Source organism: Streptomyces narbonensis (assembly GCF_014649015.1).
Classification (GTDB): Bacteria; Actinomycetota; Actinomycetes; order Streptomycetales; family Streptomycetaceae; genus Streptomyces; species Streptomyces narbonensis.
The window spans coordinates 1-26,072 of the sequence record NZ_BMSF01000023.1 but is presented as its reverse complement, the minus strand read 5'-3'; the positions used below and the strand labels follow the sequence as shown (position 1 = coordinate 26,072).

Annotated in this window: 21 protein-coding genes; 10 read left to right on the top strand and 11 right to left on the bottom strand. The window is 74.0% G+C overall.

Annotated elements, in window-relative coordinates; genetic code table 11:
- Positions 1–236 precede the first annotated feature (236 nt).
- Positions 237–839: a hypothetical protein gene (locus IE124_RS30765; RefSeq protein WP_189512741.1), complete on the top strand. Its 603-nt coding sequence runs from the start codon at positions 237–239 to the stop codon at positions 837–839.
- A gap of 74 nt (positions 840–913) precedes the next feature.
- Here the strand turns inward: IE124_RS30765 and IE124_RS30760 are convergent, their stop codons facing one another.
- A complete protein-coding gene (locus IE124_RS30760) occupies positions 914–2,356 on the bottom strand; it encodes a DUF2079 domain-containing protein (RefSeq protein ID WP_370468843.1) in 1,443 nt (480 codons plus the stop codon).
- Positions 2,357–2,552: 196 nt separating this feature from the next.
- Between IE124_RS30760 and IE124_RS30755 the strand changes: the two genes are divergently transcribed.
- From IE124_RS30755 to IE124_RS30735, 5 genes are all read left to right on the top strand, one after another.
- Complete coding sequence (locus tag IE124_RS30755) at positions 2,553–3,416, top strand: FHA domain-containing protein (protein ID WP_189512739.1); 864 nt, start codon at positions 2,553–2,555, stop codon at positions 3,414–3,416.
- Positions 3,413–4,786 carry a protein kinase domain-containing protein gene (locus IE124_RS30750; protein ID WP_189512737.1) on the top strand — a complete coding sequence of 458 codons (1,374 nt, stop codon included), beginning with the start codon at positions 3,413–3,415 and terminating at the stop codon, positions 4,784–4,786. Before IE124_RS30755 ends, IE124_RS30750 begins: the two co-directional genes overlap by 4 nt.
- Before the next feature lie 71 nt (positions 4,787–4,857).
- A complete protein-coding gene (locus IE124_RS30745) occupies positions 4,858–5,751 on the top strand; it encodes a peptidoglycan DD-metalloendopeptidase family protein (protein ID WP_189512735.1) in 894 nt (297 codons plus the stop codon).
- 96 nt (positions 5,752–5,847) lie between these two features.
- Positions 5,848–6,774, top strand: a complete 927-nt coding sequence (locus IE124_RS30740) for a hypothetical protein (RefSeq protein WP_189512733.1) — start codon at positions 5,848–5,850, stop codon at positions 6,772–6,774.
- A gap of 41 nt (positions 6,775–6,815) precedes the next feature.
- Positions 6,816–7,274, top strand: a complete 459-nt coding sequence (locus IE124_RS30735) for a hypothetical protein (protein ID WP_189512731.1) — start codon at positions 6,816–6,818, stop codon at positions 7,272–7,274.
- A gap of 84 nt (positions 7,275–7,358) precedes the next feature.
- Here the strand turns inward: IE124_RS30735 and purH are convergent, their stop codons facing one another.
- Positions 7,359–8,921, bottom strand: a complete 1,563-nt coding sequence (purH, locus tag IE124_RS30730) for a bifunctional phosphoribosylaminoimidazolecarboxamide formyltransferase/IMP cyclohydrolase (protein WP_189512729.1) — start codon at positions 8,919–8,921, stop codon at positions 7,359–7,361.
- The gene (gene purN, locus IE124_RS30725) at positions 8,918–9,532 is read right to left on the bottom strand and encodes a phosphoribosylglycinamide formyltransferase (protein WP_189512727.1); all 615 of its coding nucleotides are present in this window, start codon (positions 9,530–9,532) and stop codon (positions 8,918–8,920) included. Before purN ends, purH begins: the two co-directional genes overlap by 4 nt.
- A 243-nt stretch (positions 9,533–9,775) precedes the next feature.
- On the opposite strand from purN, the gene IE124_RS30720 reads away from it, so the two are divergent.
- Positions 9,776–10,543 (top strand): hypothetical protein, encoded by a 768-nt coding sequence (locus IE124_RS30720; protein ID WP_189512725.1) that lies wholly within the window; start codon positions 9,776–9,778, stop codon positions 10,541–10,543.
- 1 nt (position 10,544) lies between these two features.
- Here IE124_RS30720 and IE124_RS30715 read toward each other — a convergent pair whose 3' ends face one another.
- Positions 10,545–12,137, bottom strand: a complete 1,593-nt coding sequence (locus IE124_RS30715; protein WP_189512723.1) for a cell division protein PerM — start codon at positions 12,135–12,137, stop codon at positions 10,545–10,547.
- 119 nt (positions 12,138–12,256) lie between these two features.
- On the opposite strand from IE124_RS30715, the gene IE124_RS30710 reads away from it, so the two are divergent.
- A complete protein-coding gene (locus IE124_RS30710; protein WP_189512721.1) occupies positions 12,257–13,726 on the top strand; it encodes a helix-turn-helix domain-containing protein in 1,470 nt (489 codons plus the stop codon).
- 110 nt (positions 13,727–13,836) lie between these two features.
- Here IE124_RS30710 and sucD read toward each other — a convergent pair whose 3' ends face one another.
- From sucD to IE124_RS30680, 6 genes are all read right to left on the bottom strand, one after another.
- Positions 13,837–14,721 (bottom strand): succinate--CoA ligase subunit alpha, encoded by an 885-nt coding sequence (gene sucD / locus IE124_RS30705; protein ID WP_056552175.1) that lies wholly within the window; start codon positions 14,719–14,721, stop codon positions 13,837–13,839.
- Between the two features lie 19 nt (positions 14,722–14,740).
- Positions 14,741–15,919 carry an ADP-forming succinate--CoA ligase subunit beta gene (gene sucC, locus IE124_RS30700; protein WP_189512719.1) on the bottom strand — a complete coding sequence of 393 codons (1,179 nt, stop codon included), beginning with the start codon at positions 15,917–15,919 and terminating at the stop codon, positions 14,741–14,743.
- 398 nt (positions 15,920–16,317) lie between these two features.
- Positions 16,318–17,448: a VWA domain-containing protein gene (locus tag IE124_RS30695; RefSeq protein WP_229833053.1), complete on the bottom strand. Its 1,131-nt coding sequence runs from the start codon at positions 17,446–17,448 to the stop codon at positions 16,318–16,320.
- Positions 17,449–17,537: 89 nt separating this feature from the next.
- Positions 17,538–20,093, bottom strand: a complete 2,556-nt coding sequence (locus tag IE124_RS30690) for a DUF5682 family protein (RefSeq protein WP_229833042.1) — start codon at positions 20,091–20,093, stop codon at positions 17,538–17,540.
- On the bottom strand, positions 20,090–21,247 hold the full coding sequence (locus IE124_RS30685) for an ATP-binding protein (RefSeq protein ID WP_229833041.1): 1,158 nt from the start codon (positions 21,245–21,247) through the stop codon (positions 20,090–20,092). Before IE124_RS30685 ends, IE124_RS30690 begins: the two co-directional genes overlap by 4 nt.
- A 201-nt stretch (positions 21,248–21,448) precedes the next feature.
- Positions 21,449–21,865, bottom strand: coding sequence for a hypothetical protein (locus IE124_RS30680; protein WP_189512714.1), 417 nt, complete (start codon positions 21,863–21,865; stop codon positions 21,449–21,451).
- A 130-nt stretch (positions 21,866–21,995) separates the two neighbouring features.
- Here IE124_RS30680 and IE124_RS30675 point away from each other — a divergent pair, with 130 nt between their 5' ends.
- Together IE124_RS30675 and IE124_RS30670 are read left to right on the top strand one after the other, a co-directional pair.
- Complete coding sequence (locus tag IE124_RS30675; RefSeq protein WP_189512712.1) at positions 21,996–23,345, top strand: SWIM zinc finger family protein; 1,350 nt, start codon at positions 21,996–21,998, stop codon at positions 23,343–23,345.
- Between the two features lie 37 nt (positions 23,346–23,382).
- Positions 23,383–25,263, top strand: a complete 1,881-nt coding sequence (locus tag IE124_RS30670; RefSeq protein WP_189512710.1) for a DUF5691 domain-containing protein — start codon at positions 23,383–23,385, stop codon at positions 25,261–25,263.
- Positions 25,264–25,347: 84 nt separating this feature from the next.
- Here the strand turns inward: IE124_RS30670 and icmB are convergent, their stop codons facing one another.
- Entirely contained in the window at positions 25,348–25,755 is a 408-nt protein-coding gene (icmB, locus tag IE124_RS30665) for a coenzyme B12-dependent isobutyryl CoA mutase small subunit (protein ID WP_055641772.1), read from the bottom strand.
- Positions 25,756–26,072 lie beyond the last annotated feature (317 nt).

The window sequence follows — 26,072 nt, the reverse complement described above, 5'->3', positions numbered from 1 at the left end:
GGATGACCCCCGCCTTGTTCCAATTCGCTCCCGCCCGACGGCTCGTCAGGCGGAGCAACACATTGCACTTGCACAACTCCGCCGGGTATCGACTGGACAAAAAGTCGACGGTGCGACGACGATGACCGGCGAAGTACCGCGGAAAGTGCCGGGGGGAAATCCGCTCAAATGCCGTGAAAGTCCTCCGCGCGGGCCGCGTCGTCCCCGCACAGAGATCTTCACGGAGGAACCCCCCGATGAGCTTCGGCGACTCGAACAACCCCTACGGCCAGCCGCAGGGCCAGCAGCAGCCCGGTTACGGCTACCCGCAGCAGGCCCCGCAGGGCGTGCCGCCGCAGCAGGGTTACGGCTACCCGGCGGCCCCGCCGGTCTCCCCGTACGGCGGCGGCGGTTACCCCGGCGCGATCACCGAGATGCCCGGTTCGGTCAAGGCCGCCCGCGTCATGCTCTTCGTCATCGGCGGTCTGCAGATGATCGGCGTGATCTTCGGTGTCCTCGGCGCGCTGAGCATCGCCGCCGCGAAGGAGGACCCGACGCTGAAGAGCGACGTCCAGTTCCAGCAGATCGCCGACATGTCCACCGGCGCCGTCTGGATCGCGACCGCGCTCATCCTGGCCTGGGGCGTCTTCGCGATCGTCCTCGGCGCCAAGTTCGGCAGCGGCGGCAACGGCGTCCGCATCGCGGCGCTCGTCTTCGGCATCATCACCGCGATCCTGGGCCTCTACCCGTTCGTCATCATCGGTCTGGCGCACACCGTGCTGGCCATCCTGGTCGCGGTCTTCGTCGGCAAGTCGGACGGCGCCGCCTGGTTCAACCGCAACAAGCACGCGCAGTACTGATCACCCGCTGAACGCGAGGGGCCGGACTCCGTACCGAAAAGTACGGGGCCCGGCCCCTCCGCCGTTCCTGCGGGTCACACCCGCTTGAGCACCGCGAAGCCGTCCGAGCGGTGCGTGATCTCGTACCGCGCCTCCGGATGCAGTTGCGAAGCCAGCTGCGCCGGGTCCGAGACCTGCTGCGACCAGCCGCGCAGGTCGAAGGCGAGGTAGTCCGGGGTCGCGCCCTTCGAGGTGCCGACCCAGTAGACCCGGTGGTCCGCCGTGAGGTGCGCCAGGAGCGAGACGTCCGCCTCCACGCTCGCGCCCTCCGGCACCGCGTCCACCGCCGCCCGCGCCTGCTCGGCCCGGGTGTCCGTGCGGTACGTCTCCGACTTCAGCAGCTCCCGCAGCGGCAGGTTCATGGCGAGGACGAGCGCGACCGCCGTCGCGACGGGCACGACGACCTTCGCGTACGCCGCGAGCCAGGCGTGCGGCGAGGTGCGTGCGGACCGGACCGCGTCCACGAGGGCCAGGAAGACCACCGGCATGAGGATGGCGCTGTAGTGCCAGTGCAGGCCCCAGTGGTTGGCGTCCTGGGAGACGAAGCGCCAGCCCAGCGTCGGCAGGACGATCAGGATCAGCGGGGAGCGCAGGGCGAGGAAGCCGACGATCCCGAGGAGGAAGAAGACCATCTCCCAGCGTTCGCCGGAGACGAGGGCGTCCCCGATGACCTGCCCGAAGGACGTCTCCGCGCCCTCGCCCGTCTTCTCGATCTTGGACCAGTAGTCGTACTGGCCGACCCGGCTCGCCGCCGGGATCAGGACGAGGACCGTGAGGGCGAAGGCCGCCGCGCCGAACCCGGCGAGCGCGGCGCCCAGCCGCTTCCGGCCCTTCACGATGAGGACCACGCCGACCATCGTGACGGTCAGCCCCATGTCCTCCTTGACGAGGACGAGCGGGGCGGACCAGGCGACGGCCGCCGTCCAGCGCTTGAGGATCAGGGCCCGACAGGTCAGGGCGAGCATCGGGACGGCGAAGGCGATCTCGTGGAAGTCGGACTTGACCGCCTCCTGGAGCCCCCAGGAGAGCCCGTACGCGATCGTGAGACCGATGCCGGCGGCCCGGCTGCCGAGGACCTGCTGGGTGGTGCGGCCGACGACGACGGCGGACGCGGCGAAGAGCGCGGCCTGCCCGAGGAGCAGCGATGCGGGCGAGGACCAGACCCCGTACAGGGGCGCGAGCAGTGCGGTGACCGGGCTGAAGTGGTCCCCGAGTATGTGGAAGCCGGGGCCCTTGATGTCGACGATCGGGGCCCGGAACTCGGCGTACGCCCGGACGGACTGGCCGAAGATCCCGAGGTCCCAGGAGGGGGTGCGGAAATGCGTGTACTGCACCCAGGAGTAGAGGAAGTACAGGCCGCAGAGGACGGCCGCGAGGATCACATAGGGCATCGGCGGCGCCGGGGAGAGGCCGTCCGACGCGTTCGGGTCGCTGGTGTCCGCGGCATCCGCAGCGGGCCTGTTCAGTACGTCCAACACCACGTCCCCCACACCGGCGGCCGACAAAAGAGCAACCCATTAGACCAGAGTCCACCCGTTCGGAGGACCGGTCGCCGGGGGCCGGACGCCCGGGAGCCGCCGGCCCTTCTCCGTGATCAAGGGGTGACGTTCTGCGTTCGTTTATCGCCGCTTCCTACCCTGACCGCGCACGCAGACCTCGGGGAAAGGAAGCGTCATGTACAGCATCATCGTGGTGCCCGCACCCGCCGCGGCCTCCGGGAGCCAGGTGAGGCTGGCACCCGGCGAGAGGCTCCACTTCGGCCGCGCCGCCCCCCGGACGGCCACCGCCCGACACACGGCCGCCACCCCGCACACGGCCGGCGCGCCGCGCCATCTGGCCATCCCGCACCCCGGCGTGTCCCGCACGGCCGGGGAGATCGGTGCGACGGCGAGCTACTGGACGCTCAGCAACTTCAGCGCGACCTCGACGTACGTCGTGGAGAACCCGGAGGGCGCCGGGGAGCACATCAAGATCGCGCCGGGGCGGCTCGACGCCCCCGTACCGTTCGAGTTCTCCCGGGTCGTCCTGCCCGCGGGCGGCGACCTGCTCGACTTCAGCGTCTGGGCGCCCCGCCACGACTACCTGGAGCGCGCGCACCCGGCCTGCGCCTGCGCATCCACCTCCACCTCCGCCTGCGTCTGCGTCTGCGCCGGGGACGGGGGCGGGGACGGGGAGCCGACCACGCTCGCCTTTCCCCTCGACCGCACCAAGCGGTACTTCCTCGTCCTCGCCGCGCTCTGCGAGTCGCGGCTGCGCGGCGCCCCGCACGCGCCGCTGCCGACGGTCGACCGGATCGTGGAGCGGCTGCGGCCCCTGTGGCCCGCGGTGAACCGCGCCTCGGTGCAGTGGAACATCGACTACCTGGCCGTGAAGTTACGCCTCAAACCCGGCCCCGACACAGCCGACGCCGGGCCGCGCCTCAACGGCAAGAAGGAGACCCTGGTCTCGCTCGCGCTCCGCTTCGACCTCGTCCACGAGGACGACCTGGTGACGCTGACGGCCCTGCCGGCCCCGGCTCCCCTGACGGAGGCGCGGTGAACGGCTTCCCACTGACCGTCCCCGCCGGGTACGAGGTCGGTGGCTGGACCGTCGAGCGGCCGCTGGGCGCGGGCGCGTTCGGCAGCGTGTACGCGGCACGCCGCACCGGAGGGCATTGCGGAGGGGGCGGCGGAGGGGGCGGCGACCTCCCCGCCCGGGCCGCGCTCAAGTTCCTGCCGACCGGCACCCACACCCCGCGCCAGCTGCGCCACCTGCGCGACCTCGCGGACCGCGAGGTCGACCTGCTGAGGCGGCTGCGCTCGCCGCGCCTGATCCGGCTGTACGAGACCCTCACGGTCGACGACCCGGCGCACCCGGAGCTGGACGGCGCCACCGTCCTCGTACTGGAGGAGGCGGAGCGCCCGCTCCAGTCCCTCCTCTCGGGCGCGGCGCCGCCGTCGGCCGGTCCCGCGCTGCTCGTCCAGATCTGCGAGGGCCTGCACCAGCTGCACACGGCGGGCTGGGTGCACGGCGACCTCAAGCCGGGGAACGTCCTGCTGATGAAGGACGGCACTGTCCGGCTCGGCGACTTCAGCACGGCGAGCGAGCTGGAGGGCACCCACGCCTACGCCGCCGGCTTCGCCACACCCGACTACACACCGCCCGAGCTGCTCTGGTCGGAGGTCGGCGACCGGGGCACGCGGATCCGCCCCAGCGCCGACGTCTGGGCCTTCGGCGTCCTGGCCCACACCGTCCTGACCGGCGCCTCCCCGCTCCCCGGCGGCACGCCGACCGCCCGCCGCGACGCCGCCCTCCGCTACGCGCGCGGCGAGGAGGAGCTCCGCCTCTCCCCCGGGCTCCCCGACGTCTGGCGGGGGATCGTCGCCGACTGCCTGAGCCGCACCCACGAGGAACGGGCCGCGCACGACGCCACGACCGTCCTGCGCCGGGTCCGGGAGGCGGCCGCCGGCCGGATGCCGCGCCGCAGACGCCCCGGACGACGGCTCGTCCCGCTCCTCGCCGCCTCCCTCGCGGGACTGACGGCGGCGGGTCTCGGCCTGTACGCCCTCGGCGACCGGCAGGACGGGACGGACGTCGCCACCGGGTACGAGCGGTGCGCGCCGGGGTACGTCTGCTTCTTCTCCGAGACGGGCGGCCAGGGCCGGATGTGCGACTGGGAGAACGACGACAGGGAGTGGTTCGACGGCGACACGGTCTGCGACTGGGCCCGGGACGAGGGGCCCCGCTCCGTGTTCAACAACGGCACCGCCGACCCCCGAGGCCTCGTCCACGTCGCCTTGTTCGCGGCGAAGGACCTGAAGGACGACCTCGGCTGCGTACGACAGGGCGGGCGCCGCGACCTCGCGCTGCGCCTGCCGATCGCCTCGCACACGTGGTCGAAGACGTGCGAGGAGTCCGTGGCCCTCTGATGTCCGAGTACGGCCCGGGTGCCGAACCCCGGGACCGTGGACCCACCTGATCGCGAGAAGGGAACACGCTCGTGTCCTACGCACAACTGCGCGCCGCACTCCTGGCGTTCCTGACCGCCCTGGGCCTCACCCTCGGGCTCGGCGCCACCACGGCGGGCGCCGCCGAGGCCCGTACGGCCGCCGCCCCGCCCGCCGGCAAGCCGGCCTTCCAACTGCCGTTCGCCTGCGGTACGAAGTGGCAGCTCGACACGTGGGGCCACGACCCGGCGCTCGATATCGTCAAGGTGGGCAACCCGGGCTCCGACGGCCTGCCCGTCTACGCCTCCGCCCCGGGCACGGTCTCGGCCGCCTACTGGAACAACGGCTCCGGCAACACCCTCCAGATCAGCCACGGCAACGGCTGGTTCACGGCGTACTACCACCTCCAGGAGGCGCCGACCGCCTACGTGAAGGTCGGCAGCCGGGTCACCGGCGCCACCCAGATCGGCCGCGTGGGCAAGTCCGGCGGGGCGAACAACTGGGCCCACCTCCACTACGAGCAGCGCTACCTGGCCTCCGGCACGTTCACGGACGAGACCCACCGCCGGCCGGTCCACTTCGACGGGGTCGAGTACAGCGGGGCCGAGCGCCAGTGGGCGAGCGTCACGAGCGCCAACTGCGCCCAGCCGCAGACCGCCCCGTACCAGCCGTGGAACTGCCCCAACGGCTCCGTCTGCTTCTTCTCCGAGACGGGCGGCAGGGGCACGGTCTGCAAGACCGACAGGAACGTGCCGGCGAGCACCTGCGGCCTGCGCAGGTCCTTCTTCAACAACGGCCACCCGCAGGCCGGCGCCGACCACGCGTACGTCTCCTTCACGGAGGGCGGCACGTCCTGCCTCCACCACGGCTGGACGGACGGCCGCGGCGACTTCACCACCGGCGGCCGGACGATCAAGGCCGTGACCTGGGGCGGCGAGTGCCCCTAGGACTTCCGAGGTACCCCGCTCGGGGCCGCGCCGCGAGGGTGTGACCGGGCCGCCCGACCGGTGCGGCCCGGTCACCTCGGGGGGCTCGGAACCATGATGTCCACGTTCGCTCGCGCCTGCGCCGTCGCCCTCGTCCTCATGGTCACCTCGACCGGCTGCGTGGACCGGCCCGCCGCCGGCCCCCGGAGCCCCATCGCGGAATCCGGTGACACGGACACCCGACTCACGGACACCCGACTCACGGACACCGAACTCACGGACACCGACCGCGCGTCGCTCCGCCACGCGGAGCAGGTCCTGGTCGCGCGGTGCATGCGGGCCGAGGGCTTCTCGTACCGGGCGGGGCCGCGCCCGACCCCGGACGAGAGCTTCACCGTCGGCTATCTGCTGTCGGACACGGCCTGGGCCCGGCGGAACGGCTACGGCAGCCGCATCGCCGCCAGGGTCCTGGCGGCGCGGAGGACGGACCCGAACCAGCTGTACGTCGACGGGCTGTCGCCCGAGCGCCGAGGGGCCTACCGAAAGGCCCTGGACGGCGGCGCCGGAGCCCGGACTCTCGCGGTGAAGGTGCCGGGCGGCGGAACGATCGGCCGCCGGCTCGGCGGCTGCGAGGAGACCGCCCAGAAGCAGCTGTACGGCGACCCCGCGACCTGGTTCCGGGCGAGCAGGACCGCGACCAACCTGACCCGGCTGTACGTCTCCGAGCTGGGCCGCGACCCGGAGTTCACCGCCGCCCAGGCGGCCTGGGCGGCATGCATGCGCGCGGCCGGCCACCCGTACGCGACCCCGGCGGACGCCAGGAACGCGCTCCCGGCGAACCGCGAGGACGACAGGGCCTTCGCCGCGGAGGTGCGCCTCGCGACGGCGGAGGCCGAGTGCGCCGGGTCCTCCGGCTTCGCCCGTGCGGGGCGGGCCCTGGAGCGCCGGTACGTGGACGGGCTGCGCGGCGAGTACGGCGACGAGCTCGACACGTACGCACGACTGGAGCGCGAGGCGCTGACCCGCGCCCGCTCCCTCACATGAGCTCCCGCGGCGCGAGGCCGCGGGCGGACGGAGGAGAAACCATGAAGCGTCTCATCGGAAGCGCCGCCGCGGTGCTGGGTCTTGCGGCCGGCTCCGTACTGATCGGTTCGCCGGCCCAGGCGTCGACCGCGTGCGACAACTTCTACAACAACACCGCCCGGTCCGGATACATGTACGCGTGGAACCTGCCCAACTGTTCCGGCCTGCTCGGCGGGGACGTGGACAACGACTCCGACTGGGGCGACTCCAGCGGGTCCTTCCGGGGCAGCGACACCAACAACGCCGAGTCCGTCATGAACAAGGGGACGGGCAGTACGTACCACATCGTCCGGTTCCACGACTACACGGCCTACAACACGCCCAACGGCTACGGATGCCTGCACCCGAACGAGTTCTACGCGAGCGACCTGCGGGACAACCGGCTCAGCGACGGCGGTCCGGCCGCCAACAGCATCAGCTCGCACAACTGGGTGTCGAGCTGCAACCACTGGCTCGACTGACCGCCACGCAACGGCGGGCGGCCCGCCGGTACCCGTCGGGTACCGGCGGGCCGCCCGCCCGTCAGTGCGTCAGTGCGTCACCGATCAGTGGAAGAAGTGGCGCGTCCCGGTGAAGTACATCGTCACGCCCGCCTTCTTCGCGGCCTCGACGACGAGCTCGTCGCGCATCGAGCCGCCCGGCTGCACGACCGCCTTCACGCCGGCGGCCGTCAGGATCTCCAGGCCGTCGGGGAAGGGGAAGAAGGCGTCCGAGGCGGCGTAAGCGCCGCGCGCCCGCTCCTCGCCCGCCCGCTCGACGGCCAGCTTCGCGGAGTCGACGCGGTTGACCTGGCCCATGCCGACGCCGACCGAGGCGCCGTCCTTGGAGAGCAGGATCGCGTTGGACTTGACCGCCCGGCAGGCCTTCCAGGCGAAGGACAGCTCGGCGAGCTCCTCGGCGGACAGGGCCTCGCCGGTCGCCAGGGTCCAGTTCGCCGGGTCGTCGCCCTCGGCCTGGAGGCGGTCGGTGACCTGGAGCAGCGCGCCGCCGTCGATCGGCTTGACCTCGACCGGGTTGGCCGGGGCGCCGTCGGCGCGGAGCACGCGGATGTTCTTCTTCTTGGCCAGGACCTCGACCGCGCCGTCCTCGTAGCCGGGGGCCACGATCACCTCGGTGAAGATCTCCGCGACCTGCTCGGCCATCGCGACCGACACGGGGCGGTTGACGGCGATGACGCCGCCGAAGGCGGAGAGCGGGTCGCAGGCGTGCGCCTTGCGGTGGGCCTCGGCGACGTCGGCGCCGATCGCGATGCCGCACGGGTTGGCGTGCTTGATGATCGCGACGCAGGGCTCGGTGTGGTCGTACGCGGCCCGGCGCGCGGCGTCGGTGTCCGTGAAGTTGTTGTACGACATCTCCTTGCCGTGCAGCTGCTCGGCCTCGGCGAGGCCGCCCGTGCCGTCGACGTAGAGCGCGGCGCCCTGGTGCGGGTTCTCGCCGTAGCGCAGCACGTTGGCGCGCTCGTACGTGTGGCCCAGGAAGCCGGGGAAGCCGCTGTCGTCGTCGGCGGCATAGTCGTCGGCGAACCAGGAGGCGACGGCCACGTCGTACGCGGCGGTGTGCTGGAAGGCCGCGGAGGCGAACAGCTTGCGCATGCGCAGCGTGCTCCCGCCCTCCTTGACCGACTGGAGGACCGCGTCGTAGGCGCCCGGGTCGGTGACGACCAGCACCGAGGGGTGGTTCTTGGCGGCGGCGCGGACCATCGACGGGCCGCCGATGTCGATCTGCTCGACGCACTCGTCGGGGGTGGCGCCGGAGGCGACGGTCTCCTTGAACGGGTACAGGTTCACGACGACCAGGTCGAAGGGCTCGACCCCCAGCTCGGCGAGCTGGTTGCGGTGGTCCTCCAGTCGCAGGTCGGCGAGGATGCCGGCGTGCACGCGCGGGTGCAGCGTCTTGACGCGGCCGTCCAGGCACTCGGGGAAGCCGGTGAGCTCCTCGACCTTGGTGACCGGGATGCCGGCGGCGGCGATCTTCGCGGCGGTGGAGCCGGTGGAGACGAGGGCGACACCCGCCTCGTGCAGGCCGCGGGCCAGCTTCTCCAGGCCGGTCTTGTCGTAGACGCTGACGAGTGCGCGGCGGATGGGGCGCGTCGTACCTTCGGCGGTCACGGGATTGTTACCTTTCGTCCCTCAATGCGGTAGCCGTGCCGGGCCAGACGCCCCACGACCTCGACGAGCAGCGAGCGCTCGACTTCCTTGATGCGCTCATGGAGCGCGCTTTCATCGTCCTCGTCCCGGACCTCGACCACGCCCTGGGCGATGATCGGGCCGGTGTCGACGCCGTCGTCGACGAAGTGGACGGTGCACCCGGTGACCTTCGCGCCGTAGGCGAGGGCGTCACGCACCCCGTGGGCACCGGGAAAACTGGGCAGCAGCGCCGGGTGGGTGTTGACGACCCGGCCGCCGAAGCGGGCGAGGAACTCCTTGCCGACGATCTTCATGAACCCGGCCGAGACGACGAGGTCCGGCTCGTACGCGGCGGTCGCCTCGGTCAGGGCGCGGTCCCACTCCTCGCGGGTCGCGTGGTCCTTCACGCGGCAGACGTAGGTGGGCAGCCCGGCACTCTCGGCGCGCTCCAGACCGACGATGCCGTCGCGGTCCGCGCCGACGGCGACGACCTCCGCCCCGTACCCCTCGGGGTCGGCGGCGATGGCGTCGAGGAGGGCCTGCAGATTGGTACCGGACCCGGAGACCAGGACGACGAGGCGGGCGGCAGCCACTGGGTCACTCTTTCCGTGGTGTTTGTGCGGTCGTACGAACAAATCGTGTCGCTCGATACGGGGAACCCTACGAATGGCTCGACCGTCAGCAACGATACCGGCACACCGGACGGCCCCCACGGGACGGGGGCGGAGCAGGGCGGTAGCGTCAGGGTCCGACGCCGGAAGAGACACCGGAAGAGACAACAGCGGAGACCGCGGGTGCGGCCGCGGTCGCGACGACAGAGGGAAGACGTCCAGCACATGCCGGAACGCCAGTCCACGAACGACAACAACCCGTTCGCGCCGCCGCCCGAGGGCCGGCCGGATCAGCCGTGGCAGCCCCGGCGGCCGGAGGGCTCGGGCGACGACGCGTCCGGCTCCTCGGGGTCGCCGGACGGTTCGGGACAGGAGCCGGACGGGTCGTCCGGGGCGTCCGACGGGCGCTGGAGCCCGCGGCAGCCGGGCCGTTCGACCGACGGGTTCGGCCGGGGCCCCGACCGCCGGGGCGGCCCGGAGGGCGGCCCGGGCCAGGGCGGGTCCGGGCGCGAGAAGGGGATGCGCTGGGACCCGACGGACCCGGCTCAGCGACGGGCGCGCTACGCGATCCTCGCGGGCATGTGGGCCTTCTTCTTCGCCATCTTCGAGATCCCGGAGCTGGCGCTGCTGCTCGGCGCCCTCGGGCTCTACTGGGGCATCAGCTCCCTGCGGACGAAGCCGAAGGAGGCCGCGCCGACCGACGCGTCGGCGGCCCCGGCGGTCTCACCGGCCTCGCCCTCGGAGGCACCCGTCCCCGCTTCCCCGACTCCCGCGCCCGCGGCCGTGCCGGTCCGCTCGATGCGGACGGCCGCGATCAGCGGTCTGGTGGCATCGAGCGTGGCACTGATGATCGTCGCGGTCGGCTTCACGATGCAGCTCGTCTACCAGGACTTCTACGAGTGCCGTGACGACGCCCTGACCCACGCGGGCGAGCTCGCCTGCAACGACCTCCTGCCGAAGCCGCTGCGCGCGGGCTTCGGAGTGCGGGAGTAGCTCAGGCCTCGGGGTCCGGCGGCGGCGGGGAGGACTCCCACGCCGCCGGGAGGTAGTCGTACGGTTCGTAGCCCGGGTCGTCGTCCAGGTCGAGGTCCAGGGCCGGGGCGGCGGCCTTCGCCGTGCCGGCCTGGGTGCCGGGGTCGGGCTTCCCGGTGGATCTCGTCGCCTGGCCGGCGCCGTGAACCGCGCCGGAAGCCGCGCCGGAGCCCGCCGCGTCAGGCGCTGCCGCCGGCTGCGCCTGACGGTCGAAGGGCTCCCCGAACCCGGCCGCGGCTCCCGCACCCTCCCCTGCCCCCGCTCCCGCCCCTGCCCCCGCTCCGACGGACGCGGTCGCCGGGGTCGTCGCGGATGCGGCCGCGTCGGCGTTCGCGGGTGCCGGTGCGGGCAGCGGCAGCGGCTTGGGCCGAAGCGCCCGCCGCCCCCACGCCCGTACGGCCAAGGCCGTCGGCACCCCGACGCAGGCGCCCCACAGCACCGTCGCCGCTCCCGCCTGCCACCACACGGGGCCGAAGGCGGACAGCCGCCCGGAGCCGAGCGGCCCCCCGGCGGCGGCGGCGAGGACCGCCACGACGGCCCCGCATCCCCAGGCGGCCGCCAGGGCCGTCAGGACCGCGTCCCGGGCCGGCCGGCCCGGGGCCGTGCGGCCCACGCGCCAGCCCTGCACGAGGGTGGCCGCCAGCGGGACCGCCGCGGCCGCCCAGTGCGTCCACGTACCGCGGCCCTCGGCGGGCAGCGCGGCGAGGAGCGGGAAGGGCGGCACGGCCGGGTCGCCGGCGAGCCCCAGCGGGGTCGCGAGCGCGCCCGTACCGAGGGTGAACCCCGGACCGAGCCCGTACGCCGCTCCCCACACGGCCGCGTTCGGCAGCAGCGCCAGGACGAGGAGTACGACCGCCACCCGCCCCGACCACTCCCCCGCGAGGCCCGCGAAGGAGGCCTGCGCCTCACCCGCGTGCCAGGCCAGCGAGACCGCGGCGAGCACCGCGCCGCCTCCGCACAGCGTCACGAGCCCGAGCCCCGCCGCTCGCAGGGCGGCCGCCGCCTGCCGCCGGCCGGGCAGCGGGCGGCCGAGCGCCGTCCAGACGCCGGCGCCCGCCGCCCCGAAGACGACGGCGGGCAGCCAGAAACCGGCGCTGATCAGCTCGGCGGGCAGCGGTCCGCTCTCGCTGTAGACCACCACCACCGCCCCGACCATCAGATATCCCCCCGCCACCGCGGCCACCGCGCCGCTCGGGGAGGGGCGCGGCCGGTCACTGTCGTCGCCCGGGTCGAGGGTGTCGCGGGCGGCCCGGTGGAGGAGCCAGACGGGCAGGACGGCGACGAGCATCGGCACGACGCCGAGGGGCGCGGGCAGCCCGGACAGCGTGTCCGTGCGGACCAGGTCCACGCCGTGGGCGAGGAGCCAGAGCCCCGCGGCCGCGTGCAGCGCGCCGCCGGGGCCGTCCGCGAACGGGGAGCTGATCCAGGCGGCGGTCACCAGGACGGCGAGGGCTCCGAGACCGAGCCCGGCGGCGACGCCGCCACGGACGCAGGCGGTGGCCAGGGCCGCGGAACGGCCGCCCTGGACCAGGGGATGCTCGGTCAGATGGGTCACGGGGCCATGCTCCCAACGACACGCGCTTTAGCCGCGTAACAGGCAAACCTCCGCTGTGTCGCTCAAGATACGTTTATGTACTTTTCCGCCCATAGCAGCTCTGCGGGAGGTCGACGCCGATGAGCCGGAGCACCACCGATTCCGCATCCTTCGTCACCCTGCCGACACCGAAGGAGCGGCGCAGGTTGCGTGAGGCCCTCGCCCTGAGCGAGGAGCAGGTCGCCGAGGCCATGGGCGTCACGAAGGCCACCGTCAAGGCCTGGGAGACCGGGCGCTCGGCGCCACGGGGCCGCAAGCGCGAGGCGTACGCGAAGCTGCTCTGCGCGGCGGAGAGCGCCGAAGAGCAGAGGGCCGAAGCACAGGCGCAAAGGGCCGAAGTACAGGGGGCCGAAGCGCAGTGGTCCGAAGCGCAAGGGTCCGAAGCACAGGGGTCCGAAGCACGGAGGCCCGAAGCACGGAGGGCCGAGGAGCCTGCGGAGTCCGTACCTGCCGAGCCCGCGGCCACGCACCCCGTACCCGCGAGGCCGGCGCCCCAGCCCGCGCCCGTCCCCCAGACGGCCCCCTCCCCCGCCTCCGGGTTCGCTTCCGTGTCCGCCAACGTCCGGCCCAAGGCCACCGCCAAGCGGGCCGCCAAGCCGCCGAGGGCCCCCGCCCCCGCCCCGGCCATCGCCTCCGGGCCCGCCCGCAAGGGTGCCCCGAAGCCGCCGGAGCGCCTGAAACCCGCTGCCGCCGAGACGGCGGACGGGGAGCGGGTGACACCGGATCCCACGCGGCCGCCCGCCGTACCGGGCCTCACCCCGGCGGAGGCCTTCGACGCGCTGTACGCGTACGCCGCGCCCGGCCTCGTTCACCAGACCTATCTGCTCACGGGCCGCCGCCGGCTCTCCCGCGAGTCCGTCGAGTACGCCTTCCACCACGCCTGGGAGCACTGGCCCGAGGTCGCCGTCGACCCGGACCCGGTGGGCTGGGTGCGGGCGGCCTCGTACGAGTACGCCCTCTCCCCCTGGCACCGGTTCCGGCGCGCCCACAAGCACCCCGACTCCCCGCCGGCCGAGGCGAACCGGCGGGCGCTGCTCGGCGCGCTCCTCGAACTGCCGCCGCCCTACCGCCGCACGGTCCTGCTCTATGACGGGCTCGGCCTGGACCTGCCGGAGACGGCCGCCGAGACGGAGGCGAGCACCCCCGCCGCCGCCAACCGGCTGCTGCACGCCCGGACGGTCCTCGGGAAGCGGATCCCCGAGCTCGCCGAGCCGGAGGCCCTGCACCGGCAGCTGAGCCGGCTGGTCGCGGAGACTCCGGCGGCGGCCCTCCCGGCGGCCCGCACGATCCGGGCGGGGAGCGAGAAGCGGAGCCGTACCTGGACGCGGGCGGTGCTCGGGGTGACGGCCGTCCTCATCGGCGTCACCGGCTTCACGGCGGCGACCGCGCCGACCCGCTACGTCCCGGTCAACGCCCCCGGCGAGACCGTCAACGGCGTGCCGGTGCGCGGCGGCCCGCAGAAGCTCCGCCCGGAGGATCTGGAGCTCCGCGACAGGCTGCGCTCCGAGCCCAACCCGGGCCCCGAGCGCCTGATCCCGACGGCGGAGTAGCCGCCGGCGGACGCGCGCGGACGCGAGAGGGCCCCGCCCTCGCCCGGGTGACCGGGCGGGGGCGGGGCCCTCTCGTACAGCTACCGCGGGTGTCAGCCCGCGAGGCTGTGCTAGCCGGCCAGAATGGCGCGCGCCAGCTTGGCCGTCTCGGTCGGCGTCTTGCCGACCTTGACGCCCGCGGCCTCAAGGGCCTCCTTCTTCGCCTGGGCGGTGCCGGAGGAGCCGGAGACGATGGCGCCGGCGTGGCCCATGGTCTTGCCCTCGGGCGCGGTGAAGCCCGCGACGTAGCCGACGACCGGCTTGGTGACGTTGGCCTTGATGAAGTCGGCCGCACGCTCCTCGGCGTCGCCGCCGATCTCACCGATCATGACGATCAGGTCGGTGTCGGGGTCCGCCTCGAACGCCGCGAGGGCGTCGATGTGCGTGGTGCCGATGACCGGGTCGCCACCGATGCCCACGGCGGACGAGAAGCCGATGTCACGGAGCTCGTACATCATCTGGTACGTCAGCGTGCCGGACTTCGAGACCAGGCCGATGCGGCCCGGCTTCGTGATGTCGCCCGGGATGATGCCGGCGTTGGACTGGCCCGGGGTGATGAGACCGGGGCAGTTCGGGCCGATGATGCGGGTCTTGTTGCCCTTCGACTGCGCGTACGCCCAGAAGGCGGCGGAGTCGTGGACGGCGATGCCCTCGGTGATGACGACGGCGAGGGGGATCTCGGCGTCGATCGCCTCGACGACGGCGGCCTTCGCGAAGGCCGGCGGCACGAAGAGGACCGAGACGTTGGCGCCGGTCTCCTTCATGGCCTCGGCGACGGAGCCGAAGACCGGGACCTCGGTGCCGTCGAAGTCGACGGTCGTGCCGGCCTTGCGCGGGTTCACGCCACCGACGATGTTGGTGCCGTCACCCAGCATGAGCTTGGTGTGCTTCATGCCCGTGGCACCGGTCATGCCCTGGACGATGACCTTGCTGTCCTTGGTCAGGAAGATAGCCATGGTGTTCTGACCTCGTCCCTTACTTCGCAGCCGCGAGCTCGGCGGCCTTGTCGGCCGCGCCGTCCATGGTGTCCACGCGCTGCACGAGCGGGTGGTTCGCGTCCGACAGGATCTTGCGACCCAGCTCCGCGTTGTTGCCGTCGAGGCGCACGACCAGCGGCTTGGTGACCTCGTCGCCACGGGAGGCGAGGAGCTCCAGGGCCTGGACGATGCCGTTGGCGACCTCGTCACAGGCGGTGATGCCACCGAAGACGTTGACGAACACGGACTTGACGTCCGAGTCGCCCAGGATGATCTCCAGGCCGTTCGCCATGACCTCGGCGGAGGCGCCGCCACCGATGTCGAGGAAGTTGGCCGGCTTCACGCCGCCGTGGTTCTCACCGGCGTACGCGACGACGTCCAGGGTCGACATGACCAGGCCGGCGCCGTTGCCGATGATGCCGACCTCGCCGTCGAGCTTGACGTAGTTGAGGCCCTTGGCCTTGGCGGCAGCCTCGAGCGGGTTGGCTGCGGCCTTGTCCTCGAGCGCCTCGTGCTCGGGCTGACGGAAGTCGGCGTTCTCGTCGAGAGACACCTTGCCGTCAAGGGCCAGGATGCGGCCGTCCTTGGTCTTCACCAGCGGGTTGACCTCGACGAGGAGCGCGTCCTCGGCGACGAAGGTGTCCCACAGGGTGACCATGGCCTCGGCGACGCCCTCGGCCACGTCGGCCGGGAACTTCGCGAGGGCGACGATCTCGCGCGCCTTCTCGATGCTCACGCCCTCGACGGCGTTGACCGGGACCTTCGCGAGGGCCTCGGGGGTCTTCTCCGCGACCTCCTCGATGTCCATGCCGCCCTGCACCGAGGCCATGGCCAGGAAGGTGCGGTTGGTGCGGTCGAGGAGGTACGAGACGTAGTACTCCGCCTCGATCTCCGGGGACAGCTCGGCGATCATCACCTTGTGGACCGTGTGGCCCTTGATGTCCATCCCGAGGATGTCCGTCGCGCGGGCGACGGCCTCGTCAGCGTCGGCGGCCAGCTTGACGCCGCCGGCCTTGCCGCGGCCACCGACCTTCACCTGCGCCTTGACGACGGACTTGCCGCCGAGGCGCTCGGTCGCGGCGCGCGCGGCCTCAGGCGTGTCGATGACTTCACCGGCCAGCACCGGTACTCCGTGCTTGGCGAAGAGGTCCCTCGCCTGGTACTCGAACAGGTCCACGCGCGTCCGTCCCTTTTCTGATGATCGCGGTTCGTTGTCTGCGTGGGCGTGCCGCGGAGGGCAACGTGACTGCGCTGTCACAAGGGAGGCGTACACGGTGTCCGTGGACGCGGCATGTCCGTCTCGCAGGTTATCCCCGAGGGACGTGGGTCCCTAAATCGCAGATCACAACAGAGCGGTGATACGGGTCACAGAATGTAGGGGCCACGGGGCGTTCCGTAGGGGTTGCGCAGCGGGCGTCCGGACCCTCCACGGCAGGCGGGGACTGGGCTGCGGGCTTCTCACGACGCGCCAGGTTCCGGGGTGAGGGGGTTTCAGGGGGCGGTGTGATATGAGCCTCAGTGACCCCCGGAGCACCCGTGCGGGTGGTCCCTGGGCTGCGGATTCCGTACCCCCGCTCAGGCCGGGGGTATCGGCAGCGGGCGCTTCTCCAGCGCGGCGGCCATGATCTCCGGGAACAGGTCGGGCGTGCAGGCGAAGGCCGGGACGCCGAGCGCGGCGAGCGCCGCCGCGTGGTCGCGGTCGTAGGCGGGGGCGCCCTCGTCGGAGAGGGCGAGCAGCGCCACGAACTGGACGCCGGAGGCCTTCATCGCCGCGACCCGCTTCAGCATCTCGTCGCGGATGCCCCCCTCGTACAGGTCGCTGACGAGGACGACCACGGTGTCGGCCGGGCGGCCGATCCGCGCCTGGCAGTGGGCGAGGGCGCGGTTGATGTCGGTGCCGCCGCCCAGCCTCGTGCCGAAGAGGACGTCGACCGGGTCGTCGAGCCGGTCGGTCAGGTCGACGACGGCCGTGTCGAAGACGACGAGCCGGGTGGCGATCGACCGCATGGAGGCCAGCACCGCGCCGAAGACGGAGGCGTAGACGACGGAGGCGGCCATGGAGCCGGACTGGTCGATGCAGAGCACGACCTCCTTCCGGACCGCCCTGGACGCCCGCCCGTGGCCGACGAGCCGCTCCGGGACGACCGTGCGGTGCTCGGGCAGGTAGTTCTTCAGGTTGGCGCGGATCGTGCGGTCCCAGTCGATGTCCCGGTGCCGGGGGCGGTTGATCCGGGCCGAGCGGTCGAGGGCGCCGGTGAGCGTGGCGCGGGTGCGGGTGGCGAGGCGCTTCTCCAGGTCGTCGACGACCTTCCGCACGACGGCCCGCGCGCTCTCCCTGGTGGTCTCCGGCATGGCCTTGTCGAGGGAGAGGAGCGTGCCGACGAGGTGGACGTCGGGCTCGACGGCGTCCAGCATCTCCGGCTCCAGGAGGAGCGTGGCGAGGCCGAGGCGGTCGATCGCGTCGCGCTGCATGACCTGGACGACCGAGCTGGGGAAGTAGGTGCGGATGTCGCCGAGCCAGCGGGCGACGGAGGGCGCGGAGCCACCGAGTCCGCCCGCGCGGTCCTTGCCCTTGGCGTCGGCCCGCCGGGGCTCGCGGCCGTAGAGCTCGGCGAGGGCGCGGTCCATGGCGGCGTCGCTCCCGGTGAGCGCGCGGCCGGTGCCCTCGGCGTCCCCGCCGCCGAGGACCAGCCGCCAGCGGCGCAGCCGCTCGTCGCCCGGGTCCGCCGTGGCACCGGGGCTCGCGCCGGCACTCGTGCCCGCGCCGGTACTCGTACTCGTGCCGGGGCTCGTACTCACGTGGTGGGCTCCGTTCCGAGGATGAGGTGGAGCAGGGGCAGGACGCCGTCCGCCCGGTCCCGGTCGAGGCCGGTGGCGAAGCCGGGTACGCCGCCATGCGCCGCGCTCCCCGGCCCCTCGGCCTTCGGGCCGCGCGCGACGAGCTCGCCGAGGGTGCGGCGGACACCGGGCTCGTATCCGGAGAAGGTGCGCCGCAGCAGCGGCAGGACGTCGGTGAACGCCTCCGCCGGTACGGACGTGAGCCAGGTGTCGACCAGGCCGAGCAGCCGCTCGTCGTGGACGAGGAGCAGTCCGCCGCCGGAGGCTCCGCCGGCGAAGCCCTCGATCCAGGCGGCGGCGTCCTGCGGCGGGGCGCCGGGCGAGAGGGCGCGGCTCATGAGCGGCGCGGCCTCGTCCTCGGCGATCCGGCCCTCGTCGAGGAGCAGCCGGGTGGCCCGGCCGCGCAGGACGCCGGGCACCCGGTCGCGGCCGGCGAGGCGGCGCAGGACGCCCGTCCAGCGGTCGGCCGGACGCGCGGTGTCCGGCAGCAGGCCGAGCGCCTGGTGGACCTCGTCGATCCGCTCGCGCATGGCGGTGGCCGCGTCGGCGTCGAGTCCGGTGCAGGCGGGCGGGAGGCCGACGCAGATCCGCTCGGCGAGCCCGGCGGCGACCTCGGCGAGGGCGGCCGTGTCGGTGCCGCGGACGTCGCCGTAGCGCAGGGAGCGGGCCAGGGCCGGGAGGGCCTGGGCGAGGTGGGTGACGTCGGTGTCGAGCGCGGCCCGATCGGCGAGGGCCCGCATCACGACCGGCAGGGCATCGGTGAGCCCGGCGAGCAGGCACTGCTCGGCGAGGGCGGTGATGTCGGCGAGGGCGGTCGTGGTCACGGCCCGGGACTCGGCCCTGGCGGTGGCCGCGGCCTCGACCGTGGTGCCCCAGACCCCGGCCTCGGCCACCTGGACGTGCAGCTCGGGCTCCCAGCCCAGCCGCCAGGTCTCCCGGAAGGTGCCGGTGCCGGCCCGTCCCGGGGCGGGGGCGCCCCAGTCGACGCCGAGCAGCCGCAGCCGGTGCAGCAGTCGGCTGCGGGCGCCGTCCGTCTCCTTGCGGAGGTCGAGGTCGAGCTCGCGCCGCTGCGCCTCGGGCTTGAGGCGCAGCGAGCGCTGGAGGCGGCTCAGGTCGCGCTGGAGGGGGACGGCGGGGGCGCCGGCCGGCACCTCGCCGAGGACGTCGCCGACGACGAGGCGGTCGCGGACGAGGGCGAGCGGCACGTCGGAGCCCTCGCACAGGACGGCGCGGACGGCGTCCGTCGTCTCGTCGAGTCCGGGGAGCGGCCGGCCGCGCAGGGCGGCGAGGGTCTCGGCGAGCCGGACCGCCTCGATGACGTGGGCGGTGGAGACGTGGTGGTCCTCCGCCCTGAGGAGTCCGGCGACCTTGGCCATCCAGCGCTCGACGGGCCGGTCCGGGGCGGTGAAGAGGTGTCCGTACCAGCCGGGTGCCTCGATGCCCGCGCCGTAGCCGGAGCGCCGGGCGAGCCTGCGGTGGGTCCAGGGCACCCAGGTGAGCTCGGTCTTCACCTTGGGCAGGCCCTTGAGGAGGGCGCGGTCGGCGGCGACGGTGGTCTTCCAGGTGAGGGCGGGGACGTGCCAGGCACCGCAGACGACGGCGACCTCGTCGCCGAACTCCTTGCGGGCGGCCCGCAGCTGGAGCCGCATGTACGCCTCGCGGACGAGGTCGCGGGGGTGGCCCCCGTGGCCGTACGCCTCGCGCAGGGCCCCCATCGCCTCGGCGAGGGCCTCGAACGGGGCGGTGGGGTCCTCCTCGCCGCGCAGTTCGACGACGTCCTCCCACCACTGCTCGGCGTCCTCGTGCCCGGCGGCCCTGGCGAGCTCGGCGAGCGGGTCGATCCGCAGGGTCAGGCCGTCCATGGCCCGTCCGCCGTCACCGTCGCCTCTCCCCTCCCCCTCGCCCTGTCCGCCGTCACCGTCCCTTCTGTCACTCCCGACGCATGGTCCGCCGTCGTCACGACCTCCATCACCATCGCGCCCGCCATCACCATCGCGTCCACCGGCACCGTCGCGTCCACCGGCACCGTCGCGGCTGCCCTCGGCGCCCCGGCCACCGTGCGCGTCCCCGCCGCCGTAGCCCCCTTCGCCGTCGGACCAGGTGGGGTCGGCGGCGGCGAGGGTGTGGGCGGCGGGCAGGTCGACGAAGCGGACGGCGGCGCCCCGGTCGAGGGCCCAGCGGATCGCGACCCACTCGGGCGAGAACTCCGCCATCGGCCAGAACGCCGCCCGTCCGGGGTCGTCCACGGCGTGTGCCAGCAGGGCCACGGGCGGCCGCATCGACTCGTCCCCGGCGAGGGCGACGAGGGCGTCCGCCTCGGCGGGTCCTTCGACGAGGACCACGGCGGGCTTCTCCGCCTCCAGCGCGGCCCGCACCGCGCGGGCCGAGCCGGGCCCGTGGTGCCGGACCCCGAGGAGCAGGGGCTCCCCGCGCCGCCCGCGGCCTCCGGCCCGGACCGTGCTCCGGCCGGGTCCGGGGATGTCGGGTGCCGGGGCCGTGGGGGCGGCTGTCATGCGCTCACCTCGCGGCAGGCGCGGTAGAAGTCCTTCCAGCCGTCTCTCTCCCTGACCACGGTCTCCAGGTACTCCTGCCAGATCACCCGGTCGGCCGCCGGGTCCCGGACCACGGCTCCGAGGATGCCGGCGGCGATGTCCCCGGGGCGCAGGACGCCGTCGCCGAAGTGGGCGGCGAGCGCCAGGCCGCCCGTGACGACGGAGATGGCCTCGGCCGTGGAGAGCGTCCCCGAGGGCGACTTGACCTTCGTCCGCCCGTCGGTGGTGACTCCGTCCCGCAGCTCGCGGAAGACGGTGACGGCGCGGCGGATCTCGGCCGCTCCGGCCGGCACGGCGGGCAGGTCGAGGGAGCGGCCGATCTGCTCGACGCGCCGGGCGACGATCTCGACCTCGGCGTCGGGCGTCGCGGGCAGCGGCAGGACGACGGTGTTGAAGCGGCGGCGCAGCGCGCTGGAGAGTTCGTTGACGCCCCGGTCGCGGTCGTTGGCCGTGGCGATGAGGTTGAAGCCGGGGACGGCCTGCACCTCCTCGCCGAGCTCCGGGACGGGCAGGGTCTTCTCGGACAGGATCGTGATGAGGCTGTCCTGTACGTCGGCGGGGATGCGGGTGAGCTCCTCGACCCGGGCGGTCGCGCCCCGCGCCATCGCCCGCATCACCGGGCTCGGCACGAGTGCGTCGCGGCTGGGGCCGTGGGCGAGGAGCCGCGCGTAGTTCCAGCCGTACCGGACGGCTTCCTCGGGCGTGCCCGCGGTGCCCTGGACGAGCAGGGTGGAGTCACCGCTGACGGCGGCGGCCAGGTGCTCGGAGACCCAGGTCTTCGCGGTTCCGGGCACGCCGAGCAGCAGGAGCGCCCGGTCGGTGGCGAGCGTGGTGACGGCGACCTCGACGATGCGGCGCGGTCCGACGTACTTGGGCGTGATCACCGTCCCGTCGGGGAGCGTGCCGCCGAGGAGATAGGTGGCGACTGCCCAGGGAGAGAGGCGCCAGCGGGCGGGCCTCGGCCTGTCGTCGGCGGCGGCGAGTGCGGTGAGTTCGTCGGCGAAGGCGTGCTCGGCGTGCGGCCTCAGAGCCTCGGCGGTGGCCTCGTGCGGGCCCGGTCCGGTGTCCGTCTCGACACCGGAGCCGGGCTGCGCGACAGTTTCGGGCACGGTCATGGATCCCCCTCCAGATCGCTCGACCTGTTGTGCGATCCACCGTGCACCATCGCACTGACAATCGCCTTCCACCGCTGGTCAGGAGCGCTGCGAGGAAAGGGATATGAGGCTGGGTCAGCCCGCGACGGGGGCCGGCCCACGGCGGTGAGGCAGCGGGCGGCGGAGGTCAGCCCACGGCGGTGAGGCAGCGGGCGGCGGAGGTCAGCCCACGACGGGGGAGACGGCGACGCAGCCGCCCGCCATCGCCTGCTCGCCCTCGGCCTCCTTGATGACCTTGCCCTGGTAGACGATCTTGCACGTGAGGCCGGCCGGGTCGAGTGCCATCGGCATGACGGCCGGCGGCATGATGCCCTTCAGCGTCACGGTCTTCTTCCACGGCAGGGCCGGCTTCTTCTCCGACTCGAGCTTCGGCGCCGTCGCGGTGCCGCCACCGGCGTGGTACTCGATGGACTCGGCGCCCTTGCCGCTGACCTCGTACGTGACCTCGTAGGTCTCGGTGACGGACTTGTCGACCTGCTCGACGGCCTTCTCGGCCGCCTCCGAGCAGGCGCCGAGCCCGAGGGCGAGCCCTGCGACGGCGAGGGCCGAGACGGCGGTACGGACGGTGCGCTTCTTCATGACGGGGTTCCCCCTGGGCGGGTGGTGCCGGCCTTCGGTCCCGCGCAGAGAATCGCAAAGAGAGAGTAAAGTCAAATCGTCTTTCCCGAGGTCGGGGGCGTTGTCAGTGGCGGCGTCTACGGTCGTCGACATGAATGCCATGGGGGTGCGCTGGACGGCTGAACAGGTGCTGGCACTGGCTCCTGACGATGCCTCACGCAGAGCGGCGGGCGAGCTGGGCGCGGCCGGGCCGTGGTCGGACACCGGCCGCGACGAGGGGGCGCTCTGGGGCCGGTGCGGGGGCAGCGGCGGCCGGTCGTACACGACGGCGGTCGACCTCACCGGGCCCGCGTACACATGCGGTTGCCCCAGCCGGAAGCTCCCGTGCAAGCACGCGCTGGGCCTGCTGCTGCTCCAGGCGTCCCACCCGACGGCGATCCCGGACGGCGCCCCGCCCGAGTGGGCGGCGCCCTGGCTCGCGAAGCGCCGGGAGGAAGCTGCCGGGGCCACGACCCGGCCGGCCGGGACCGGCGCCTCCGGAGCCGTGGCCGATCCCGAGGCCGCGCGCCGCAGGGCCGAGCGCAGGGCGGCCCGGATCACCGCGGGCGCGGAGGAGTTGGAGCAGCGGCTCGCCGACCTGCTCCGCGGCGGCCTCGCCACGGCGGAGCGGAGCGGGTACGGCCTCTGGGAGGAGACCGCGGCCCGCATGGTCGACGCCCAGGCGCCGGGGCTCGCGGGCCGGGTCCGGGAGCTGGGCGCGATACCGGGCTCGGGTCCCGGCTGGCCCGTGCGCCTCCTGGAGGAGTGCGCGCTGACCCACCTCCTCGACCGGGCCTGGCTCGCCGCCGACCGGCTGCCCGCCGGCTTCGCCACGACCGTGCGGACCCGGGTCGGTCTCACCGTCCCGGCCGACGGCGCCCCGGTGCGCGACCACTGGCTCGTCCTCGCGCAGTACGACACGGCCGACGCCCGGCTGACCACCCGGCGCGTCTGGCTGCACGGGGCCTCGACCGGACGGACGGCCTTCCTCCTGTCCTTCGGCGCGGCAGGCCGGGCCCCCGCACTAGCGCTTCCCGTGGGCGCGCTGCTCGACGGAGAGCTGACGCCGCACACGGGCGCGGGCCGGCTGCGCGCGGAGCCGGGTGAGCACTTCGTCCCGGTCGACGCCCCCGTCTCCCCGCCGCCCGGCGGGCCGGTGGGCGAGGCTCTCGACGCGTACGGGCGGGCGCTGAGCGAGGACCCGTGGCTGGAGTCCTGGCCCGTGACGCTGCGCCAGGTCGTCCCGGCACGGGCGGAGTACGGCTGGCAGCTCGCCGACGCGGACGGCCGCGAGGCCCTGCCGCTGACGCCCGCCGCACAGAACCGGCCCGGGCTGTGGCGCCTCGTCGCCCTCTCCGGCGGCGCCCCGCTGACCGTCTTCGGCGAGTGCGGCCACCGGGGCTTCACCCCGCTCGCCGCCTGGTCGGCTGAGTCCCCGGCCGAGACGGTGCCCCTCATATGACGGCCCGCCACCTCCCCCGACCGCACGGAGGACTCCGATGAACACACGCGCGACGACCCCGGCCCCGTACTCCGGCAGCGGCACCGGCGACAGCGCTCGCGTCTGGGAGGAGCTCGTCACCTCCGCACTCCTCGGCACGGACCGACGGCCGCCCACGGTCCTCGCGAGCACGGCGGGAGCGTCCGGAGCGACCGGAGCTGCCGGAGCGCCCGGGACGACCGGAGCTACCGGAGCTGCCGGAGCGCCCGGACCGACCGGAGCTGCCGGAGCTGCCGGAGCTGCCGGAGCGACCGGAACGACCGGAGCGACAGGCACGACCGGAGCGACAGGCACGACCGACCCGGATACGAGCGGCGCGGGCGCGCCCGGCGTCGGCCCGGCGGGTGGGGACCTCGCGGGTGCGCTGCTCGACGCCGCCGCGCTGCACACCGTACGGCGCAGGGCGGGGCTGCGCCCCGGGCCCGCCGCGCCGCCGCTCGACCTCGCGCCGGAGGACCCGCGCCGGCCGCTGCCCGAGGCGGCCCGGAAGCGGCTCGACCAGCTCCTCGCCGGGCGGGCCGCGCCGTCGCCCGCCGCCGGGAGACGCGGTGCCGCTCCCGACCTCGCCGAACTGCTGCCCCAATGGCTGACCCTCGCCAACGAGCGCGGGTACAAGGCGCCGCCCGCCGCCCTGCCCGCCCTGCTCGACGCGGCCAGGGCCCGCACCGACCTGCGGCCCCAGGCGCTCCGGCTCGCCGGGCCGCGCGGCCTGTGGCTGGCCGCCCTCAACCCCGAGTGGCGGTTCGCCCTGCGCGGTTCGGGCGCGGCCGGCCGGCTCCCGTCCCCCGGGGACTCCGAGGGCGTCAGGGCCTTGTGGGACGAGGGGCTGTTCGCCGAGCGGGTCGCGCTGCTGGCCGCCGTCCGGACCGGGGACGCGGGGGCCGGTCGCGCCCTTCTGGCGTCCACCTGGACCGCCGAGCGGGCGGAGGACCGGCTGATGTTCCTGGACTCCCTGCGGACCGGGCTCTCCGACGCGGACGAGGACTTCCTGGAGGCCGCCCTCGCCGACCGCAGCCGCAACGTCCGCGCGACCGCCGCCGAGTTGCTCGCCGCCCTGCCCGCCTCGGCGTTCGCGGGCCGGATGGCGGGCCGGGCCGCCACCTGCGTCGGCCTCGACCGGACGGCGGAATCGCCCACGATCTCGGTCGAGGCACCGCACGAATGCGACGCGGCGATGGAGCGCGACGGCGTCGTGGCGACCCCGCCGGCGGGGCGGGGCGCGCGCTCCTGGTGGCTGGGCCAGCTCGTCGAGGCCGCTCCCCTCGCCTGCTGGATCGCCCGGTTCGGCGGACGGACCCCGGAGGAGATCGTCGCCCTGCCGGTCGCCGACGACTGGCAGGCCGAACTGCACGCCGCCTGGTGCCGGGCGGCCGTGCGGCAGAGGGACGCGTCCTGGTCGCGCGCCCTGCTCGGCGCCCCCGCCGTACCGCCCGCGACGGGCCCCGGGACCTCGTCACTGGCCGAGCGGGCACAGCTCCTCGCGACGCTCCCGGCGGACGAGCGGGCCCACTGGGTCGCCGCCTTCGTCGCCGCCCACGGCCTGTCGGAGGCCTTCCAGCTGCTCGGCGTCTGCGCCGTGCCCTGGGCGGAGCCGCTGGGCGCCGCCGTGGTCGACTCCCTCGACATCGCCCGGGACGCGGGCAGTTACCCGTGGAGCTTCAGCGGGGTGATGGGCCTCGCCGAGCGCTGCCTCTCCCCGGAGGCGGCACGGCACCTGGACTCCCTGACGACCCTGCCCGACGAGGAGGAGGACACCGCGCCCGGCGCGGGCGGCTACTGGTCCGAGGCCTTCCAGCGCCTGGTCTCCACCCTCCGGCTGCGCGCCGCGATGCGCGCCGAGCTCGGCGGCGGCCCCGGGCCGGCCGGGGCCGCCGACTGACGGGCGGCACACGGCGAAGGGCCCCTCCCGAAGGGAAGGGGCCCTGGCGGACCAGGCGCCGAAGGCGCACACGTGTACGGCGGGTCAGGCCGCCACGCGGACGTTCGCGTTCACCCATTCGACGATGGAAGCGGTCGTCGCGCCCGGCGTGAAGATCTCCGCCACGCCCTTCTCCTTGAGCGGCGCGATGTCCGCGTCCGGGATGATGCCGCCGCCGAAGACCTTGATGTCCTCCGCGTCCCGGTCCTTCAGCAGTTCCAGGACCTTCACGAAGAGCGTGTTGTGCGCGCCCGAGAGGATGGAGAGACCGATCGCGTCGGCGTCCTCCTGGATCGCGGTGTCGACGATCTGCTCGGGTGTCTGGTGGAGACCGGTGTAGATGACCTCCATACCGGCGTCGCGCAGCGCCCGCGCGATCACCTTGGCCCCGCGATCGTGGCCGTCGAGGCCCGGCTTGGCGACCACCACGCGGATCGGACCGGTCACACCCATCACTGCCTCCACATGCGACCCCCGCGCTTGATTGCCGGGGCGGTGAACGAACGTTATCTCCAGCATCCCGCAAGCGGCCGTTTCGCGGTGGCGAGGGAGGGGGAAATCACACGTGGGACATGTTCGCTCTGCGCCGTTCCCCGCTTAGGGCCCTCCTCCTGGGCCCACCAGCCGCAAGCGGGGCCCGGTCGCAAGGGAGCCGCGAGGAGGTCGCCGTACCTCCGCGCCGCCGTCCGTGCGGCGCGGAGGTACGGCGTACCTCCATACGGTCCGGCCCCGCGTGTCGATCGGGAGGTCGGCGATGGAGCTCTCCAAGG